Below are 19,162 nucleotides of genomic sequence, written 5' to 3' on the forward strand. Positions count from 1 at the left end.
CCCAATGGAATTACGGATTCTCAGATGAGCAATGTGACGACGAATCATGCTGCGTCCGCGGCGCTGACCGTGTTACGCGGAATCAACAAGGATCTCGGTGTCGTGCAGCATCAGGTCTCGTCCGGTTATCGCATCGAGACGGCGAGCGACGATCCGACCTACTGGTCGATGGCGACCACCATGCGCTCGGATCGGAGCAGCCTCTCCACGATCACGGATGCGCTGGGCCTCGGCTCCTCCAAGGTCGACACCGCGTCCACCGCCATGGATACGGTCGTCAGCCTTTTGACGCAAATCCAGTCGAAACTGGTTTCGGCAAAGGAGGAGGGCACAAATAAGGATGCGATCAATTCCGATATTCAGCAGCTTAAGAATCAGCTGCAATCCGTTACCCAATCGGCATCCTTCTCCGGCGAAAACTGGCTCTACAACACCGACCAGCATCCCAACACGCAGCAATCCGTGATCAGCAATTTCACGCGCGGCGTCGGCGGCCAGATCAGCCTCACGACGATCGGCTATGACAGTTCCCAGACCCTGATGATCGATACGGCCGATGCGAGCCGGGGATTGCTGACGAAGAATGTCGACGCGAGCACGTTCGATACCTCCGGCGGCAGCACCACGGCCCGCAACTACTATCTCCTGGCTGCCGACGCCGGCACGGCGCCGGCGGGCGGAACGGAGATCGCGATATCGAGCAGCACGACGAATGACGAGTTGACCGACATGATCAATGTCACCAATTCGCTTTTGAAGTCCGCGACTTCGGCGGATTCGACGCTGGGTCTGATGAAATCGAATATCGACGACCAGTCCGACTATATTTCCAAGCTCAGCGACGCCGTCAAGAGCAGCGTCGGCGATCTCGTCGACACGAATATGGAAGAGGCGTCGGTACGGCAGAATGCGCTGCAGACAGCGCAGCAGATGGGTATCCAGGCACTGTCGATCGCCAACAGCATGGCGAGCAAGGTACTGATTCTCCTCCAGTCGAAATGACGGGCGCGCGGCCCGGCTCGGTCGGCCCTCGACCGGCAAGGCCGCCGCATTCATCCTCGCACAAGTTTGACTGCCTACGGTCCTTCGCAGTGGCATGGTTGCGCAATGTGCCGGTGACGTCAGTCATTTCCGGAAAGCGCAGCCCGAGGACGGAAACCGGAAGCGTGATGATCGACGTTTTGAGAATGGGAATGGAGCTGCCCTCAGCAGGCACCGACGCGCTGCGTCCTTCCGATGCGAGTGGGGAGATGCGCGCTTGAGCCTGGCACTATCCCGATATCTCAAGGATTTCAGCGCCGAACAGGCCCCCCCGCCGCCTGCGGAGGACGCTGCGTTTGCGGAGATGATGGAGTTTCCCGAAAGCCCGATCGAGCCGCCCGTCGATATCGAGGCCGAGCGCCGGGCCGCCTATGCGGAAGGACACGAGGCCGCGACGAGGGAACTGTCACAGAAGCATCAGGCCGAGCTCGATGCCGTGGCCGGTTCACATCAGGCCGAAATGGAGGCCTTGCGGATACGCTATGAAGAGCAGGCGGCCGAGAAGATCGCGGCTGGCCTGACCGGCATGGCCACGATGCTCGGGCAGGCGATCAGTGCTGAAACGGCAGCCATCCTTGCGCCGATCATGACCGAAACGCTGACAGCCAAGGCCGTTGCCGATCTTGCCGACCTGGTCAGGAGTGCCATTCTCGACGGCAGTGCCGGATCGATCTCCGTCAGCGGCCCGCATCATCTCTTCGAGGCTCTTCGCGCGCATATCGGTGATGACGACGCCCTGTTGCGCCACGTCGAGACGGAGGACGTCGATCTCACCGTCACCATCGGCGAGAGCGTCCTCGTGACCCGCATGTCAGCCTGGGCCGCTAGTCTGAAAGAGATTCTGAAATGAGCGACGGCGATCAAAATCACGGCAAGCACGAGATCATCATCGTCAAGCGCCACGCCGGCGGCGATCATGAGGCCGGCCATGGTGGTGCATGGAAGATCGCCTATGCGGACTTCATGACGGCCATGATGGCCTTCTTCCTGGTGATGTGGCTGGTCAACGCCGCCAACGAGGAGACGAAGGCCTCCGTCGCCTCCTATTTCAATCCCATCAAGCTGGCGGACGAAAAACCGACCGAGAAGGGGCTCAAGAAGCCCGTCGACCAGGCTGAGGGTGAAAAGAACCAGCAGAAATCGGATAAGCCGCAGGACAAGCCGAACGATGGCAAGTCTGCCAAGACCGGCGAGGATCTGACGTCGACCTCGGGCGACCAGACGAACTATTCCGAAGCCGATTTCTTCGAGAACCCCTATTCGGTCCTGGCGGAAATCGCACAGGAAGTCGGCCAGCAGGCCAATGTCAGCGCCAAGGGCGAGGGCGGTGCCGCCCAGTCCGGCCCCGCCACGGGCGCGGATGGCGGCCAGGCCTATCGCGATCCCTTCGATCCTGATTTCTGGACCAAGCAGGTCCGGGTTTCCAGCGCCTCGAAGAAGGCGAATGAGGAACAGTCCGCCAAGTCGGATCAAACGGACAAGGGCGAAGTGATCGCCCTGTCGAAGGCGACGGCTGCAGATACCGGCCAGCCGGCCGATCAGCCGCAGACGCCTGAACAGCAGCCGACGATAAGCGAGCAGCAGGCCACCGGCAAACGGCAGGAAAAGCAGACGCAAGCCCAGCAGATCGCCAAGGTCTCGGGGCAAAGCGACGCGCCGATGCCGGAAGACAATGCCGTCCTGCCTCAGGGTAAGGATGCGACGCCGACAAAGGCGCAGCAGCAGGAGGCCAAGGATCTGCAGCAGGCGATTCAGGCCGAGATCAAGGGTGTTGCCGGCCAGCTCGCCGAAGGGCTGCAGGTCAGCGCGGCCGAAGGCGGCGTGCTGGTTACGATTTCCGATCAGAGCAATGATCCGATGTTCAACATCGGCTCGGCCGTTCCGCGCCGGGAGATGGTGCTGGCGATGGAGAAGATCGGCAAGATTCTGGCTGCGCGCAAGGGATCGCTTCTGATCCGTGGCCACACGGACGGGCGTCCCTATATGGTCGGGGGCCGCAACGACAACTGGCGCCTGTCGCTCGATCGCGCCCAGAGCGCCTACTATATGCTGACCAGCGGCGGGCTGGACGAGAAACGGGTCGCGCAGGTCTCCGGTTTCGCGGACCGACGGCTGAAGCTGCCCAACGATCCTTTCAACGACGCCAATCGCCGTATCGAGATCCTGATTGCCAATCCTTCGGACCAGGCCGTGAAGGAAGGGGCGAGCCCCGATGCGCAAAGCCCGGCCAAGCCCGCTTCGGGGAAGGGCAAGTCAGGTCAAGGTAAACAGGGCTAGTTCATGGCGCGCAAACAGCATCGTCATCACCTTGCGCTTACGCTCACCCTCGGCATGTTGATGCCAGCGGCCGCGAGCGCCGAGGGGCAGGACAACCTGCCGCTCTACAAGATGCTGCGCTCGCTTGAATTCGTCCAGGATTCAGTCGCGGCGGGCGACAGCTCCGCCGGAGAGATGCAGCGCTTCCTGCTTGCCACCATCGATGAACGCTTGCGCAATGCCGATAAATCCGTGTTCGAGGACAACCGCAACGTCGATGCGGCGCTGATCTATGCCATGAGCGGCGGCAATCCCGAAACGCTCGAATATCTGATGTCGCGCGACCTCAACGGCAATTTCGACAATCGTGTCGCGGACGTGCTTAGAAAATATCTGAACGGCAAGGGGCTGCTGGTCGTCAATACGCTTGCCGACATCGCGAGGGAATATCGCGACAAGCCGATCGGTCCTTATCTCTCGCTCGTTGCCGGCAATGTCATGTCCGGCAAGAACGGCAAGGCGGCCCTGCAGCTTTACGATTGGGCGCGCGTGATGGCGCCCGGTACGATCGTCGAGGAATCGGCGCTGCGGCGCTCTCTTGCCTTGTGCGCCGATGCGGGAATGGTGCCGGCCGGGCTTGATTATGCGCGGCGCTATACGAGGCGCTTTCTGCATTCGCCCTATGCCAGCCAGTTTGCCGACCTTTTCGTGCAGCTGGTGGTGGATCACGATTCCGACGTCAAGCAGCAGGACATCATCGACATCCTGTCCTTCATGGACCCTCCCAGGCAAAGGGAGATCTATCTGCGCATGGCGCGCCGGGCGGCGATCGCAGGCAAGGCCGATCTTGCCGCACTGGCGGCCAGCCGCGCCCAGGCGATCTCCGCCACCGACGGCGGTGACGCCTTCGGCGCGCTGGCCAACTTCTATGGCGGTGTGGCGGGCATATCCACGCCGGAGCTGAAGTCGGCGATCAACGATCTCAATCAGATGCCGGCGGGCGAGCTGAACGCGCGCGATCGTGCTCTGCGCGACGCCGCAAAGGCGGTTGCGCAGGAGATATTGCGCGCTCCCGATCCAGCAAGCCTCGGGCAAGCCAATGTTTCTAATCTGCCCAATCAACAGAATACTGAACACGATGCTGCTGTGACGAAGCAATCGGGAGGTCAATCTCCCGGCACGGCGGGTGTTGAGCAGGGAGCCTCGGCGAACGCGGCTCCCGCCCCGGAAGGAGGGCGGCAGGAGGCCGGTTCTTCGTTCGACGCATTCGTCACGACGAGCCGTTCGAAGCTGAATGCCATCGACGGCCTGTTGAAGCAGGAAAGTCATTGATCATGAACGACATCGGTGTCTCCAGCGCCTCATCGGGGGCGGATATTCTTGCTGCCGCCAAAGGCAACCGCTCCACGAAGCAGGATGACGGCAAGGGCTTTATCGATGCGCTGACCAGTTCGCTCGGCAACGGACGCAAATCTTCCGGCCCGAATGCTGGAGCGGATGCGGCGGCAAACGCAGACACGACAGCCGCCAACGATGCGGACGCCGTAAAGGCAGCAAGCGATCCCGGCTCGCTGGCCCTTTCCATCGATGAAGGCGCCAGTGCCGGAGCTGGAATGATCGATACCTCCGGAGCCAATCTCGCCAACCTCGCCGGCCTCACCAAGGGGGCAAAGCCATCCCAGGGTGCCGGCGCAGCTGCGCTCTCGAAATCGCTGATCGAACTGCAGAACGCGGTACCGGCGACGGAAGACGACACGGTTCCCGTGGAAGGCGATCAGACGGCGGCAGTCCCGGACCCGGCGACGCCGGCTGTCGGCACGAGCGATGTGCCGGCGCAACCGACCACGCTCGATCAGCTTGCCGAGCTCGCACAGCAATTGGCCGATCTCACGACGACCAACGGTCAAGCCACGCCAGTGAAGGGCGATGGCAAAGCACCCGCCGTGAAAGACGGGAAGGATGCGCAGTCGACGGATGATGGTAAGTCTACGCCGACGCAGGCGAGCCAACCCGCCACTACGATTTCGGATGCCTTGTCACTGCTGAATGTCCCGCAGCCCGTCGTCGCTGCACAGGCCGGCACAGCGCAGGCGACCAAGACGACCGACGATGCGAAGGTCCAGGGAATCCCGCTCGCCAAGGCGGCTGTCGCGGATGATGCATCGGATGCGGCGGTGACGCTGCCGGATGACGGCCAGGGGTCGGATGCCGCACAGACCTTCCGCCTGTCGCGGTCGGACGGTCGCGGCAGCGCGCTCGACCTGTCGATCAGCAAGAGCGGAGATGAGGCGGCAGACGTCAAGGTGGCGGCTTCCTCGGGCGGCGATACCCCGACGATCACAGTCCTGGATTCCCGCCGCTATCTGGGGCTTGCCACCAATACCAACTCGTCGCTCGTCGCAGGGGCGTTGGCGGGCGATCGTGAATGGTCGGCCGCGATGCAGCCGGGTTCGGCGCTTTCCAACGCCGCAAATCAGTCGAGCACGGGCAAGGTCGTCAACACGCTCAAGATCCAGCTGCGTCCCGACAACCTCGGCGACGTCACGGCCACTATGCGGCTTTCCGGAGATCAGCTGAGCGTCGACCTGAAAGTGCAGACGGGCGAGGCCTACAGGCAGCTCCATGCCGATCAGAGCCGCATGGTCGATGCGCTGCGCGCCCAGGGCTACCAGGTGGACAACATTACCGTAACCCTGGCCTCCAATGCGGATCAGCAGCCAGACAGCGGCCGCAATTCCGGGTCGAACCAGCAACAGTCCCTGTTGAACCAGGGACAAGGGGGCGACGCGCGTCCCCGGGGCCAGAACTATTCGGGACAGCAGGCAGATGGAAACAATGGCAATCGCAGTTCGGGTGAGCGCGGTGTTGAAGACGGCGCTGCTGGTGGCGTTCAGCGCTCTCGTTCCGGCGCCGTTTACCTCTGAAGCCTATGCGTCGGGAAATCCGGCGCCGCCGGATAATGGTGCGGCTGGCCTCTGCGAGCGCGAAATCCAGTCTGCTGCCGCGAAATACGGAATACCCGAAGGGATCCTCTATTCGGTCGGCTTGACGGAGACGGGGCGCAAGGGATCGCTCTACCCCTACGCCCTCAATGTCGAGGGGCGGCCGATCTTCCCGCCGTCGGAGGGGGCTGCCTTGCAGGTCTTCGCCGCGGCAAGGCAGAGCGGTGCAAAGCTTATCGACGTCGGCTGCATGCAGATCAACCAGTATTTTCACGGCGAAAACTTTGCCTCGGTCGACGCAATGTTCGATCCGCGCAGTAACGTCGAGTATGCCGCGAAGTTTCTCCGCAATCTGCATGACAGGCATGAGACCTGGACGATGGCGGTAGCGAGATACCATGCCGGCCCGAACAATGACCCCGCCCAAAAGGTCTATGTATGCCGTGTGATCGCCAATCTGGTCGCCACCGGCTACGGCAAATGGACACCGAACGCAGCGACCTTCTGTCAGAACTAGACAACCTATAGGTTGTGTCGACCTTCCGGTTAGTCGGCGCTAACCCAACCGAGGTGGTTGACTGCCGTCGATTTGCCCAAAATGGGCTTGTTGATAATACGCTAACTAACAAGTTTTTTCTCGGTGTAAAATGCAATGCACCTACTACATCTAGTGCAAATCGCACCTCCAAAGTTAATCAATTATTAATTTCCGTCACTCATTTCCGACAGTTGTTCGTGATTCGCCCGATTCGTACCCATAGTTCATCGAAACACCACACTGATTCGGAGGCGGACGAATGATCGTAGTGGTTGATGAGCGAGAGCTCGTTAAGGACGGATATACATCACTGTTTGGACGCGAGGGCATCCCTTCCACAGGGTTTGATCCACGCGAATTCGGCGAATGGGTAACGACGGCGGCAGAAGGCGATATTGCTGCTGTTGAGGCTTTTCTGATCGGGCAAGGCCAGCACGTGCTGGAGCTGCCCAGGGCGATCCGTGATCGGACAGCGGCGCCTGTGATCGCAGTCAGCGACCAGCCCTCGCTGGAGGCCACCCTTGCACTCTTCGATTGCGGCGTCGACGATGTCGTGCGCAAGCCGGTACATCCCCGCGAGATCCTAGCCCGTGCCGCGGCGATCCGCCGTAGGCTGAAGGCGATCAACAACTATACCGATATCGGTCCGATTCGTGTCTTCGCGGACGGCCGTGATCCGGAAATCAACGGTTCCGTGTTCGCTTTGCCGCGCCGCGAGCGCCGCATTCTCGAATACCTGATCGCCAATCGCGGTCGCCGGGTGACGAAGACGCAGATCTTCAACGCCATCTACGGTATCTTCGACGAAGAGGTCGAGGAAAACGTGGTTGAAAGCCACATTTCGAAGCTGCGCAAGAAACTGCGCAAGAAACTCGGCTTCGACCCTGTCGATTCCAAGCGCTTCCTAGGCTACTGCATCGACTGGAGCTGACGATCTCCGATCGGCATCCAGGATGCTAAACTCGCGAATAGGCCCGGGAATCATCCGATTCTCGGGCCTATCCTTTTGCATCGCGCCGGATCGTCATGACCGCGATAGGTTCGTCGTTCCTTACGATTTTCGCCCGCATCTACCGGCGATGAAGCTGCAATGCGGCGCTAGTGGATATGCTTTTCGCCATGATCGGCTTTTCGTCCTCTCAGACAGCTTCACGCAAGGCCCGCCACCTACTCTCAGTCGTATGAAGGATAACGAGGATTCCAGATGAGGAATTTCGGCAGCATGAAGACCGCATTTGCGGAAGTGGACGCACGGGCAATTCGCCTGGGCGCTGCTTTTGACCGCGCAGCCGGTGCGATGTCGTCTCATCCTACGGCCGTGGAAGGGATGGGCGTGCTGCATATTCCCGCCGCCGGTCCCGATCTCCGCAGCAACGGTGTTCGCGTGTCCCAATCTTCCCGCAGATGGCCGTTCGCGGTTGGCTCAGGCGGCCATCCATACCGTGCCAACGACAATCGAGTGAACTTCGCCGGCCTTGCTCTGACAGGCTATTCCGACACTTCCGGCGCGCCATCGGCCATTCTGCGGCGCTAAAACGAACAGGGTATCGAGTCAGTCATGTCGCTCACAACAGCTCTCAATAACGCGCAGGCAATATTCAACAATACCGGCACGCAGAGCAGTGTCGTATCGAACAATATCGCCAACGACAGCAACACGAATTATTCGCGTCGCCAAGCGGTGGTGACCACGGACATGGCTGGCGCCCAGGTTGTGAAGATCGACCGCAGCAGCGAGCCGGCGCTGCAGAAGGCCTATCTCAGCTCGTCGTCATCGGATTCGGCCCAGCAGCTGCTTTTGAACGCCTACAGCAATCTTCAGTCGGCTACGCTCGGCGGAAATGACAATGAAATCGCTCCGGCGACCCTTCTTTCGGCGTTCCAGAAGGCGATGCAGACCTATTCCGGTTCTCCGTCCAGCACCACGGCGGCGCAATCGGCGATCAACGCGGCCCAGAGCCTTGTCACGTCGCTGAACAATGCGACGACTGCGGTGCAGGCCGCACGAACCGATGCGGACAAGCAGATCAGCTCCGACGTCAATTCACTGAACAGCCTGCTGAAGCAGTTCCAGGAAGCAAACGAGGCGGTGAAATCGGCGACGACGACCGCCGGACCGACGTCCAACGCCCTTGCCGACGCTCTCGACCAGCGCGATTCGATCCTGAACCAGATCTCGAAGATTGTCGGCGTGACGACGGTGACGCGCGGCAACAACGATATGGCGCTCTACACCACGAGCGGAACGACCCTGTTCGAAACCATTCCGCGCACGGTGACGTTTCAGCCGACAAATACCTATACGGCCGGCACGGTCGGCAACAATGTCTATATCGATGGCGTTGCGCTGACTCCAGGCCAGAGTGCGAGCACCACCGCGCAGGGCAGCCTCCAGGCGGCGCTGCAGGTCCGGGACGATGTTGCGCCGACCTATCAAAAGCAGCTCGATGAGATTGCGCGCGGTCTGGTGACGACGTTCGCCGAAACGAATAGCAATCCCGCAAAGCCGACCCTGCCCGGCCTTTTCACCTGGAGCGGCGGCACCGTTCCGACGGGTACTACCGCGGTCACAGGCCTGGCCGGCTCGATAGCCGTTAATCCGAAGTTAATCACGTCTCAAGGTGGCGATCCGACATTGCTGCGTGATGGTGGTATTAACAACAATGCCGCGACCGGCGAGACGGGTTATACGAAGAATACCAGCGGTGGCAGCGGTTATTCCACCCAGCTGGATGCCTTTATCACTGCGATGAATACGAAGATGGATTTCGATGCCACGGCCGGCTCCGATACCCGGGCCAGCCTCATGGATTATGCATCGAGTTCCATCGGCTGGCTCGAAGGACAGCGCAGCACGGCAACGACCGCGGCTGAAAACACATCCGCGGCACTATCGCGCTCTTCTGGCGCTTATTCGAATGCGACCGGCGTCAATCTCGACGAAGAACTGACGCTGATGATGGATATCGAGCAGTCCTACAAGGCTGGAACGAAGATATTGAACGCCGTCAATGAGATGCTTCAATCGGTACTGGATATTGCGAGCTAAGCCATGAAACTTTCTTTCATTTCGAGCACGGCCATTCAAAATGCCATGCGTCAGACAATCCGTCAGACGCAAAATGAGATGACGAGTGCTTCCACGGAAGCAACCACCGGGGTTTATGCCGACATCGGGGTTTCGCTGGGCAGCAGCACATCGCTCAGCGTGAACCTGACACGGGAAGTGTCGCGTATCGATTCCATTCTCAGCAGCAATTCCATTGCAAATCAGCGTATGACCTCGTCCCAGACCGCGTTGAGCGATATGGGCAGCCAGGCGCAGAAGCTGATGGATCAGCTGGTGGCCCTGCGCGGCAATACGGATGGAAGCAGCGTGGCGCTGACGCAGTCGACTGCGACTTCCGCCCTTTCGAGCGTTATCGCTTCCGCCAATACCATGGTCAACGGCGAATATCTTTTCGCCGGCACCAATACCGATGTTCAACCGATGACGGATAAGTCGGCCGCGACGAATACCGCAATCCAGACCGCGCTGACGGCCTATATGGCCGCTCAGACCCCGCCCGTAACATCGACAAGCAATCTGACCGGCGCCCAGATGAAGGACTTCATCACCACCAAGGTCGAGCCGATGTTCACCTCCGACGCCAGCTGGGCAAGCTGGTCGAGCGCGTCCGACCAGAATATGACGAGCCGCATCAGCAATTCGGAAGTGGTGGAAACGTCGACGAATTCGAATTCCTCCGGCATTCGCTACCTGGCGCTTGCAACCAGCGTCACCAATGCACTGATGAGCACGACGCCGGCCCTGAGTTCGGATGCGCTGAATGCGGTGACCGATCAGGCCATCAGCTACTCGCGCCAGGCGGTCGACGGATTGAACAGCCAGGCAAGCCAGCTCGGTCTGTCGCAGTCGCGCCTGTCGGATGCGAACACGACGCTGAATGCCCAGAAGACCATTCTCAATACCAGCCTGGGCGATCTGACGGGGGTCGATCCCTATGAGGCTTCGACCAAGGTCAACAGCCTCGAGACCCAGCTCGAGACCGCTTACACCATTGTTTCAAAGATCCAGCAGCTCAGTCTTGTAAATTACCTTTGATGATCAAAGGGAAGGAATGACCAGGAAGGATGCGTGAATGTATCAGTTCTCATATGCGGAAGTCATGCAGGATGCGGTGGCCGACGCCAAGGAAAGAGAACGACAAGTTCTGGACCGGTCGATAGCTCTCCTCTCCGCGGCCCGTGATGCGGAGAAATACGGCCGCGAGGCGATCGAGGCGCTCTTCTATACGCGGCGCGTATGGGTGAGCTTCGTGGAGGACCTCAAAAGTCCGGAGAACCAGCTCAATGTCGAACTGCGTGCCAACCTCATCTCGATCGCCATCTGGATTTTGAAGGAGTGCGATCGAATCCAGCGGCGCCAGTCGAAAAATTATCAAGGCATCATCGATGTCACCACCATCATCAGGGATGGACTTAAATGAAAAGTACGCTTCGCATATCGCTCAAAGCCGGGGAAAAGATCTTTATCAACGGGGCCGTCCTGCGCGTCGATCGCAAGGTCGCGCTGGAATTCCTGAATGATGTGACATTCCTGCTTGAGAACCACGTCCTCCAGCCTGAAGACGCGACGACGCCCTTGCGTCAGCTCTATTTCATCGCGCAGATGATCCTCATCAATCCGGAGGGCAAGGATCAGTCGACGACGATGTTCCGCAAGTCGATCGTCATGCTGCTTTCGTGCTTCCACAACGAGGAGGTGCTGGCCGAGCTGAAGCGTATCGATGGCCTCGTCGCCACCGGCCGCGCTTTCGACGCGTTGAAGGCGATCCGCGGCCTCTACCCGATCGAGGACAATATTCTGAACAATCAGGAAATGCCGGCGGCGACGATCGAGCATATCCGTCGGGAGATCGCTCCATGGCAGCGGTAGACGCCGTCAACAGCAGCACGGACAGCTCTTCCACAGCCACGAAAAATGCTGCTGCCGCATCGGCGAGCGCCAACCTGAACTACAACGATTTCCTGCAGCTTCTCATCGCGCAGATGAAGAACCAGGACCCGACTAGTCCAATGGATGCCAGCCAGCAGATTTCGCAGCTGGCGAGCTTCTCCCAGGTCGAGCAGCAGATCCAGACGAACTCGCATCTGGAAACCGTGTTGCAGAACCAATGGATCTCGCAGGCGTCCGATTACATCGGCAAGCAGATCATGAGCGCCGATGGCAAGACCACGGGCACGATCAAGGAAGTAACCGTCTATTCGGACGGTATCATCGCGCAGACCAACGCCGGTGACAAGATCCTGATCCAGGCCGGCGTGACGATCGCTCCGGCAGGCACGACCATTGATGTGCCGGCCTCGTCAAGCGATACTAGCAGCAGCGATTCGTCTGGCACGGATTCGACCAGCGGCTCATGAGGAGCCGCTGAACCGGGAGTGAAATGTCATGAATGAAGCCGATGCATTGGATATCTTCCAGGCGGCGATCTGGACGGTGCTGGTGGCTTCCGGTCCGGCTGTCGTCGCCGCCATGGTCGTCGGTCTGGTCATCGCGCTGATCCAGGCACTCACCCAGGTGCAGGAAGCGACCTTGACCTTCGTGCCGAAGATCGTCGCCGTCATGGTCACGATCGGCATCTCGGCGCCGTTCGTCGGCGCACAGATTTCGATCTTCACCAATCTCGTCTTCTCGCGCATCCAGTCGGGCTTCTAGCGAGAGAAGGTCCGAAGGCCGCAGCGGCCTTCGGATACGGGCATCGATGGCCATAGGCCATGCTCGCGCAAGCTTCGGCTTCTAAAGCTCGGTTCCAATAGGGCAGGCGGTTCAGCCGTTTGCCTCCTCTCATGAAGAGACGGAACCGGTCGATGGCACAACCACCCGCAATAGCACTCCCCAAAGCCAATCCCAGCATTCGCGATATCGGCTTCGCGCTCGGCATCATGGTGATCCTGTGCGTGCTGTTCCTGCCGATCCCGCCTTTTCTGATCGACCTCGGCCTGGCTTTCTCGATCGCTTTTTCGGTGCTGATCCTCATGGTGGCGCTGTGGATCAAGAAGCCGCTGGAATTCTCTTCGTTTCCGACGATCCTGCTGATCGCCACCATGACGCGCCTGTCGCTGAACATCGCGACCACGCGCGTCATCCTTTCGCATGGCTATGAAGGGCATAATGCCGCCGGCGGCGTCATCGCGGGCTTTTCCAGCCTGGTGATGTCGGGCGATTTCGTCATCGGTCTGATCGTCTTCCTGATCCTCATCACCATCAATTTCATCGTCATCACCAAGGGCGCGACGCGTATCGCGGAAGTCGGCGCCCGCTTCACGCTCGATGCCATCCCAGGCAAGCAGATGGCGATCGACGCGGATCTTTCGGCCGGCCTGATCGATGAAAAGGAAGCGCAGCGCCGCCGTCGCGAGCTGGAAGAGGAAAGCTCCTTCTTCGGCGCGATGGACGGTGCCTCCAAATTCGTGCGCGGCGACGCGGTTGCTGGTCTTCTGATCACCTGCATTAACGTCTTCGGCGGCATCATCATCGGCTATTTCCGCCACAGCATGCCGATCGGCCAGGCTGCGGACGTTTTCGTCAAGCTCTCCGTCGGTGACGGTCTGGTGTCCCAGATGCCGGCGCTCATCGTCTCTCTCGCCGCCGGCCTACTTGTTTCGCGCGGCGGTACGGCCGGTTCGACCGACCAGGCCGTGGTCAATCAGCTGAGCGGCTATCCGCGCGCGCTCGCCGTCTCGGCGGTTCTCATGGGCATCCTGGCCATCATGCCCGGCATGCCCTTCCTTCCCTTCGTTTTCCTTGGCGGCCTGATGGCCGCCGGCGCCTGGTTCATCCCGCGCCAGATCGAGGCCGAAAACAAGCTTCGCCGCGATGCCGAAGAGCAGAAGGTGATGCAGACGAAGGAAATGGAAAAGGATTCGGTCAAGTCGGTTCTGAAGACCGCCGAGATCGAGCTCGCCCTCGGCAAGATCGTTTCCACCCGCCTGCTCGGCGCCCATCAGGAGCTTGCCTTCCGTGTCGGCAAGATGCGCAAGAAGTTCGCGACGCAATACGGCTTCGTCGTGCCTGAAATCAAGGTGATCGACGACATGGCGATCGCCGACAAATCGTATCAGATCCGCATCCACGGCACGACCATCGCCTCCAACATGCTGCGTGTCGGCGAAGTGCTCGTCGTCACCGGCTCGGGCCGCAAGCCGACCGTGCCGGGGGATGAGATTCGCGAACCCGCCTTCGGCATGCCCGCCGTTTCCGTTCTCGAAGCCTTCACCGATGATCTGAAGCGCGAGGGCTTCCAGCCGATCGACAATGTCTCCGTCGTGCTCACCCATATGAGCGAGGTCATCCGCAACAACCTGCCGGCATTGCTGTCCTATAAGGACGTCAAGATCCTGATCGAGCGTCTCGATCCCGAATATAAGAAGCTCGCCGACGAGATCTGCTCGTCGCACATGTCCTATTCCGGCCTGCAGGCGGTGTTGAAGCTGCTGCTCGCCGAGCGTGTCTCGATCCGCAACCTGCATCTCATCCTTGAAGCGGTTGCCGAACTCGCCCCGCATGTGCGCAAGACGGAACAGATCGTCGAACATGTGCGTGTCCGCATGGCGCAGCAGCTTTGCGGCGACCTTGCCGACAACGGCGTGCTGCGCGTGCTGCGTCTCGGCAGCAAATGGGACCTGATCTTCCATCAGGCGCTGAAGCGCGATCAGAAGGGCGAAATCGTCGAATTCGACATCGATCCGCGCAGCCTGGAGGAATTCAGCGAGCAGGCGGGCAAAGTTATCCGTGAATACATGGATCGCGGCATGCCCTTCGTTCTTGTCACGTCGCCCGAAACGCGCTCCTATGTGCGCATGATCATCGAACGCCTGTTCGCGACCCTTCCGGTCCTGTCGCATGTGGAACTGGCCAAGGGGATCGAGATCAAGATTCTAGGTTCGATTTCATGATAACAGACCCGCAGGGGACCATTCTGGCGCTGTTCGTCGCCTTCTGCCGCATCGGCGGCTGCATGATGGTCCTCCCGGGATTTTCATCGGGCCGTATCCCTCCGCAGATCAGGCTGCTCCTTTCCGCGGCCCTGTCGATGGCGATTTTGCCCTTGCTCTGGAACACGATCTATCCTCAGGTGTCGAAGGGCGACGCGAGCTTCATCGGCCTCATCTTCACCGAAACGGTCATCGGATTGATGTACGGCATGATGGCCCGGATCTATACGCTGGGCCTGCAATTCGCCGGCGTGAGCATATCGATGCTGATCGGCTTCAACGCACCGGGCGGCGCCGATATCGTCGAGGAGTCAAGCGAGACGTCGCTCACGAGCCTCATCAGCTTTTGCGGGCTGATGATGCTCTTCATCCTCGATTTTCATCACTATATCCTGCAGGCGCTGGTCGATTCCTATTCCGTCGTTCCTCTGGGAGGTCATATCGAGCCGCGTGCCGCTTTGATCTCGATTACGGATACGCTGGAAACCACCTTCTTCATCATGCTGCGGCTGGTGAGCCCCTTCCTTCTCTATGGCCTGATGTTCCAGATTTCGATCGGCTTCATCAACAAGCTGGCACCGCAGATCCCGATCTATTTCATCTCCACGCCGTATCTGCTGATGGGAGGGCTGTTCATGCTCTACCTCAGCATCGCGGCATTGATCAGTCAGTTTTCTGGTGCATTTCTCACGGTCTTCAATGGGCATTAGCCGGCGGATAGGTAGACGATGGCGGAGAAAAACCGGTCTGAAAAACTGAAGCGCCTGGTCGCAGTGCAGCGCCATCTGGAGCGGATAGCGGAAAACGAGCTGGCTGATACGACCCGCCAGCGCGCGGAGGTCACCGAATCGATGGAGCGGGTCATGGTGGCGATTGGCTCCGTCGATCCCGTGCACATGGCGTTCTCAATCCATTATGCCGAGCGCTACGGCCGCCTGATGATCCGGGATCAGCAGCTGGAAAGCATTCAAACCCTCATTCAGATGAAGGTCCAGCAGGAGCGCACCAAGGCCGACCGGCTCGAAGAGCACATGAAGGATGCCCGCGAGCTCGAAGTGCGGGAGGCCGACGACAATGCGGTCTACGACATCATCGATCAACGCTTCGCCGACGTAACGCCAGCCTCCAGCAAGGTTCAAAAACCATAATCGCCGCGATCATGGAACAGGATGTGCATCGTTCGGTTGCCGGCCTGTTCTGAAGTTTTGATTCGTTGCCCTGATTCGATTGCCGCACTGCGCGGCTTCCGGGTGCGCGATAGCAGAAGGAGACGTGACGTGGCTATTTCGCCTCCGAGTGATTTGGTCCTCGATGTCGTCAAGGCCGCCAATCCGGCCGATGTCGAGGCTGCGCAGGCAAAGCTTGCCGCCAACCGGGCCGCCTTCGCCGCCACCAGCCTCGCCGAGAACGGCAACGGCTTCGGTGCGACGGTGGATGCGATGAACAGCGCGGCCACCCAGGCAGGTCTCGCCAATGCCAACACGCATGTGGCCGGGACGAAGGTGCCGCAGCCCTATCGCAAGTTCGAAGCCATGGTGCTGCAGAATTTCGTGAAGAACATGCTGCCGAGCAGCGAGACGCTCTATGGCAAGGGTTCGGCCGGCGAGATCTGGAAAGGCATGATGGCCGAGCAGCTGGGCAATACGCTCGCCAAGAACGGCGGCGTTGGTATTGCAGAAAAGATGTATCAGGAACAGGTCGACAAGATGCGCAACACCGGCGCCATCCATGCCGCGACCGATGAAAACGACAAGAAAATGGCTCTGAGCGCGGTTGCCGATTTTCAGCGCAAGACGCTCGCCGCCGCGGATGCCGATAATGACGGCAATGCCAGCATCACCAATCAGAATAATTTGACGTCCCAGAAAGCATGAGCGAGGTAACAAACATGGAAATGATGTCGCAGGACTATCGGATCAAGTCTGTCCTTGGCCGCCTGGAGATGATTATCGACAATGAGAACAACCGGATCGGCACCGACCCGGAATTCGATCTCAAGGTATCGAACGCTCACAAGAGCCGTTGCCTCTACGAATTGTCGATGCTGTTTCGCGATACCGATCCGGCCGATCTTGCCGCCGCGCATATCGGGCAGCTGCACGATCTGAAGAAGAAGCTGGTTCTGAACGCCCGCCGGGTCGAGGCTCATCTCGAGGCCGTGCGCGCCGTCGCCGACATTCTGAAGAATGCCGTGCAGAACGCCGATGCGGACGGCACCTATTCGCAGGAGCAATTCCGCGTCCGTGAGGCCGGATGATCAAGCTCGCTCTCACCGGCCTGTGGGTCTGCGCCGTGACATTGGCCTCGGTCTATTTTTCGGTGCAGGTGGCGACAGCGCCCGCAATCAGTCCTGACGACGCCAAGAAGGCGCAGCAGGAACTGATCAAGGGCGAATCGATCAATGTCCCTGTCATCGCCAATGGCCAGGTGACCGGCTATTTTCTGACGCGCATCTCCTTCATGATGGAGAAGGGCAAGGCAAACGCGCTGCAGATACCCCTGCCGGAGCTGACGACGGATGAGCTCTTCACGCTGCTGATCGGCAACAAGGTGATCGATATCGCGCACACGCAGAATTTCGACGTCGCCGCCTTCCGCAGCGACCTGAAGAAGCGGATGAACGAGCGGCTCGGCGGCGATTATGTCGCCGACGTGCTGATCGAACAGCTCGATTATCTTTCCAAGGAAGAAACCCATGGCGGGGAGAGCATCGGCAAGAAAACGGTCAAGCCCGTCAAGATCGTGCAGGATGCGGCGAAGGATAAGGTGCCGGTAGAGTAAAGGTGTCCTGGCTCGGCGGGGCACCGCTCCATTCCAGGGCTGCAAAGCCGGGCTCCGGCCGACGATACATTAACGAATCCTTGATGGTTTCCGATAAATCCCACGTTCCATCCTAACGGAACATTGGATTTATCTGGCTATAAACACCTCCCAGTGACGCCTCGCAATCGCAGCACCGATGAACGGTTGGGCGCATGAGCCTTGTTATTCTCGGCATCATGCGCATGTGCGGTCTCGGGCAGGAGGTTGTTGGATTGAACCAGGTTGCCGATTTTGCCGTCGTAGCATCCCGCCGCATGATTTTCGATCTGCCGGTCTGCGATCTCGATTGGGATAATGCCCTGACCTTCGTCAATGAGCTCGCTTCCCTGCCGGTCGGCCAGACCTCGATCTCCTTCGTCAACGCCCATAATATGCTCGTCATGCTGCGCGATGACAGCTATCGCAATGTTCTCGAGCAAAATCTGGTGCTTCCCGATGGTGTCGGCCTCGATATCGCCTCGCGCGTCGCCCATGGCGAGCCATTCCCGGCGAACTTGAACGGCACGGATTTCGTGCCTGCGCTTTTGACCTTCATGGAGCGGACGAAGCGGATCGGCCTGCTGGGCGGCAAGCGCTCGGTCGTCGAAAACGCGGCTGAAAAATTTCGCCGCCACGCGCCGTGGCACGAGTACATCGTCGTTTCCGACGGTTTCTTCGATCCAGCGAGAAGCAGCGCCGTTGCCGCGGAAATAGGCCGGCAGAAGATCGATGTGCTGATCGTCGGCATGGGAACGCCTTTGCAGGAAAAATGGGTCGCCGAGCATGTCGGGCCGCAGCATGCGCGGTTGGTGTTGACCGTCGGCGCCCTGTTCGATTTCATTTCCGGAACCGTGCCGCGGGCCCCCAGGCTCGTGCGCGCGCTACGCAGCGAGTGGTTGTTCCGCTTGGCTCTCGAACCGGGCAGGCTGTGGCGGCGCTATATTCTGGGCATTCCGCTTTTCCTCTATCAGGTCGTCAGGCATCAGTTCGGCCGCAGGGAGCGTGTCCTTCGCGCAGAACCGCTGCAGCTGCCGCAGCGGCGCATCGCTTCCCCGAATAAATTGGCAAGTTAGAGCAATCTTAAAAAAACGTATGGCCCGCCCGTCTGTAAGAGGATTTTACGGTGTTCTGATCAGTTTGCGTCAACGTATACGGTCTCATGGGAAGTCCCCATGGCCAAGATGGACATCCGCGCGTTCAGAGCCCAATAAGACCGTCGGCACCTAGTGCCATTTTTTTAAACGGGCTTTCCGAAGCCGGTAAACTGTCAGGCCATCTTCACGATCCTTCCTGCAAACCTCGTTGAGCTACATGTGCGATAGCATAGCCGTCTCGACTATGCCGCAGCCGCCAGGTAGCCACGTTCAAATGATGTCTTTTTCCGCAAAACCGCCCACGCGATGCGGGCCAATTTGTTGGCCAGGGCCACAACGATGGCATTGCGATGCACACCTCGTTCGATCATCTCCGTCAACCATCGTCCTATCGGCGTGTCGCTCTTCGAAAGCGATGGCAATGCTGCCCGAGCACCATGGATTAGTAGCGTCCGTAGATACGTGTTGCCGCGCTTCGATATCCCAAG

21 protein-coding genes and 1 pseudogene are annotated in these 19,162 nt (G+C 59.6%); 21 read left to right on the plus strand and 1 reads right to left on the minus strand.

The window, feature by feature from the left end; all coding sequences use genetic code 11:
* Positions 1 to 24 precede the first annotated feature (24 nt).
* The 21 genes from FHT84_RS12770 (at position 25) to FHT84_RS12870 (ending at position 18,653) form a co-directional block, all read left to right on the plus strand.
* Entirely contained in the window at positions 25 to 1,002 is a 978-nt protein-coding gene (locus FHT84_RS12770) for a flagellin (RefSeq protein ID WP_112344298.1), read from the plus strand.
* Positions 1,003 to 1,258: 256 nt separating this feature from the next.
* Positions 1,259 to 1,891 carry a hypothetical protein gene (locus FHT84_RS12775; protein WP_183762715.1) on the plus strand — a complete coding sequence of 211 codons (633 nt, stop codon included), beginning with the start codon at positions 1,259 to 1,261 and terminating at the stop codon, positions 1,889 to 1,891.
* Positions 1,888 to 3,318 carry a MotB family protein gene (locus FHT84_RS12780; protein ID WP_183762718.1) on the plus strand — a complete coding sequence of 477 codons (1,431 nt, stop codon included), beginning with the start codon at positions 1,888 to 1,890 and terminating at the stop codon, positions 3,316 to 3,318. The genes FHT84_RS12775 and FHT84_RS12780 overlap by 4 nt, the downstream gene beginning before the upstream one ends.
* A 3-nt stretch (positions 3,319 to 3,321) precedes the next feature.
* Positions 3,322 to 4,629, plus strand: coding sequence for a chemotaxis protein MotC (gene motC / locus FHT84_RS12785; protein ID WP_183762721.1), 1,308 nt, complete (start codon positions 3,322 to 3,324; stop codon positions 4,627 to 4,629).
* A gap of 2 nt (positions 4,630 to 4,631) precedes the next feature.
* Positions 4,632 to 6,221, plus strand: a complete 1,590-nt coding sequence (locus FHT84_RS12790; RefSeq protein WP_183762724.1) for a flagellar hook-length control protein FliK — start codon at positions 4,632 to 4,634, stop codon at positions 6,219 to 6,221.
* On the plus strand, positions 6,163 to 6,756 hold the full coding sequence (locus tag FHT84_RS12795; RefSeq protein WP_183762775.1) for a transglycosylase SLT domain-containing protein: 594 nt from the start codon (positions 6,163 to 6,165) through the stop codon (positions 6,754 to 6,756). Before FHT84_RS12790 ends, FHT84_RS12795 begins: the two co-directional genes overlap by 59 nt.
* A 280-nt stretch (positions 6,757 to 7,036) precedes the next feature.
* Positions 7,037 to 7,708 (plus strand): winged helix-turn-helix domain-containing protein, encoded by a 672-nt coding sequence (locus FHT84_RS12800; RefSeq protein WP_112344304.1) that lies wholly within the window; start codon positions 7,037 to 7,039, stop codon positions 7,706 to 7,708.
* Between the two features lie 291 nt (positions 7,709 to 7,999).
* On the plus strand, positions 8,000 to 8,311 hold the full coding sequence (locus tag FHT84_RS12805) for a hypothetical protein (protein WP_183762728.1): 312 nt from the start codon (positions 8,000 to 8,002) through the stop codon (positions 8,309 to 8,311).
* Positions 8,312 to 8,335: 24 nt separating this feature from the next.
* A complete protein-coding gene (flgK, locus tag FHT84_RS12810; RefSeq protein WP_112344306.1) occupies positions 8,336 to 9,826 on the plus strand; it encodes a flagellar hook-associated protein FlgK in 1,491 nt (496 codons plus the stop codon).
* Between the two features lie 3 nt (positions 9,827 to 9,829).
* Positions 9,830 to 10,882, plus strand: a complete 1,053-nt coding sequence (locus tag FHT84_RS12815; RefSeq protein ID WP_112344307.1) for a flagellar hook-associated family protein — start codon at positions 9,830 to 9,832, stop codon at positions 10,880 to 10,882.
* Positions 10,883 to 10,919: 37 nt separating this feature from the next.
* Positions 10,920 to 11,267, plus strand: a complete 348-nt coding sequence (flaF, locus tag FHT84_RS12820) for a flagellar biosynthesis regulator FlaF (protein WP_112344308.1) — start codon at positions 10,920 to 10,922, stop codon at positions 11,265 to 11,267.
* Positions 11,264 to 11,716, plus strand: coding sequence for a flagellar biosynthesis repressor FlbT (gene flbT / locus FHT84_RS12825; RefSeq protein ID WP_112344309.1), 453 nt, complete (start codon positions 11,264 to 11,266; stop codon positions 11,714 to 11,716). The genes flaF and flbT overlap by 4 nt, the downstream gene beginning before the upstream one ends.
* On the plus strand, positions 11,704 to 12,204 hold the full coding sequence (flgD, locus tag FHT84_RS12830; RefSeq protein WP_112344310.1) for a flagellar hook assembly protein FlgD: 501 nt from the start codon (positions 11,704 to 11,706) through the stop codon (positions 12,202 to 12,204). The genes flbT and flgD overlap by 13 nt, the downstream gene beginning before the upstream one ends.
* Positions 12,205 to 12,232: 28 nt before the next feature.
* Entirely contained in the window at positions 12,233 to 12,499 is a 267-nt protein-coding gene (fliQ, locus tag FHT84_RS12835) for a flagellar biosynthesis protein FliQ (protein ID WP_075855152.1), read from the plus strand.
* A gap of 152 nt (positions 12,500 to 12,651) precedes the next feature.
* Positions 12,652 to 14,739 carry a flagellar biosynthesis protein FlhA gene (gene flhA, locus FHT84_RS12840; protein WP_112344311.1) on the plus strand — a complete coding sequence of 696 codons (2,088 nt, stop codon included), beginning with the start codon at positions 12,652 to 12,654 and terminating at the stop codon, positions 14,737 to 14,739.
* Positions 14,736 to 15,488 (plus strand): flagellar biosynthetic protein FliR, encoded by a 753-nt coding sequence (gene fliR / locus FHT84_RS12845; RefSeq protein ID WP_112344312.1) that lies wholly within the window; start codon positions 14,736 to 14,738, stop codon positions 15,486 to 15,488. Before flhA ends, fliR begins: the two co-directional genes overlap by 4 nt.
* Before the next feature lie 18 nt (positions 15,489 to 15,506).
* Positions 15,507 to 15,926: a hypothetical protein gene (locus FHT84_RS12850; protein WP_183762731.1), complete on the plus strand. Its 420-nt coding sequence runs from the start codon at positions 15,507 to 15,509 to the stop codon at positions 15,924 to 15,926.
* Positions 15,927 to 16,055: 129 nt separating this feature from the next.
* Positions 16,056 to 16,652 (plus strand): rod-binding protein, encoded by a 597-nt coding sequence (locus FHT84_RS12855; protein WP_112344314.1) that lies wholly within the window; start codon positions 16,056 to 16,058, stop codon positions 16,650 to 16,652.
* A 14-nt stretch (positions 16,653 to 16,666) separates the two neighbouring features.
* Positions 16,667 to 17,035, plus strand: a complete 369-nt coding sequence (locus FHT84_RS12860; RefSeq protein ID WP_112344315.1) for a hypothetical protein — start codon at positions 16,667 to 16,669, stop codon at positions 17,033 to 17,035.
* On the plus strand, positions 17,032 to 17,559 hold the full coding sequence (locus FHT84_RS12865) for a hypothetical protein (protein ID WP_112344316.1): 528 nt from the start codon (positions 17,032 to 17,034) through the stop codon (positions 17,557 to 17,559). The genes FHT84_RS12860 and FHT84_RS12865 overlap by 4 nt, the downstream gene beginning before the upstream one ends.
* 254 nt (positions 17,560 to 17,813) lie before the next feature.
* Positions 17,814 to 18,653 (plus strand): WecB/TagA/CpsF family glycosyltransferase, encoded by an 840-nt coding sequence (locus FHT84_RS12870; RefSeq protein ID WP_183762778.1) that lies wholly within the window; start codon positions 17,814 to 17,816, stop codon positions 18,651 to 18,653.
* Positions 18,654 to 18,916: 263 nt separating this feature from the next.
* Here FHT84_RS12870 and FHT84_RS31285 read toward each other — a convergent pair.
* A pseudogene (locus tag FHT84_RS31285) lies at positions 18,917 to 19,162 on the minus strand (IS110 family transposase); the annotation flags it as partial.

Source organism: Rhizobium sp. BK289 (assembly GCF_014193575.1).
GTDB classification, from domain to species: Bacteria; Pseudomonadota; Alphaproteobacteria; order Rhizobiales; family Rhizobiaceae; genus Rhizobium; species Rhizobium tropici_C.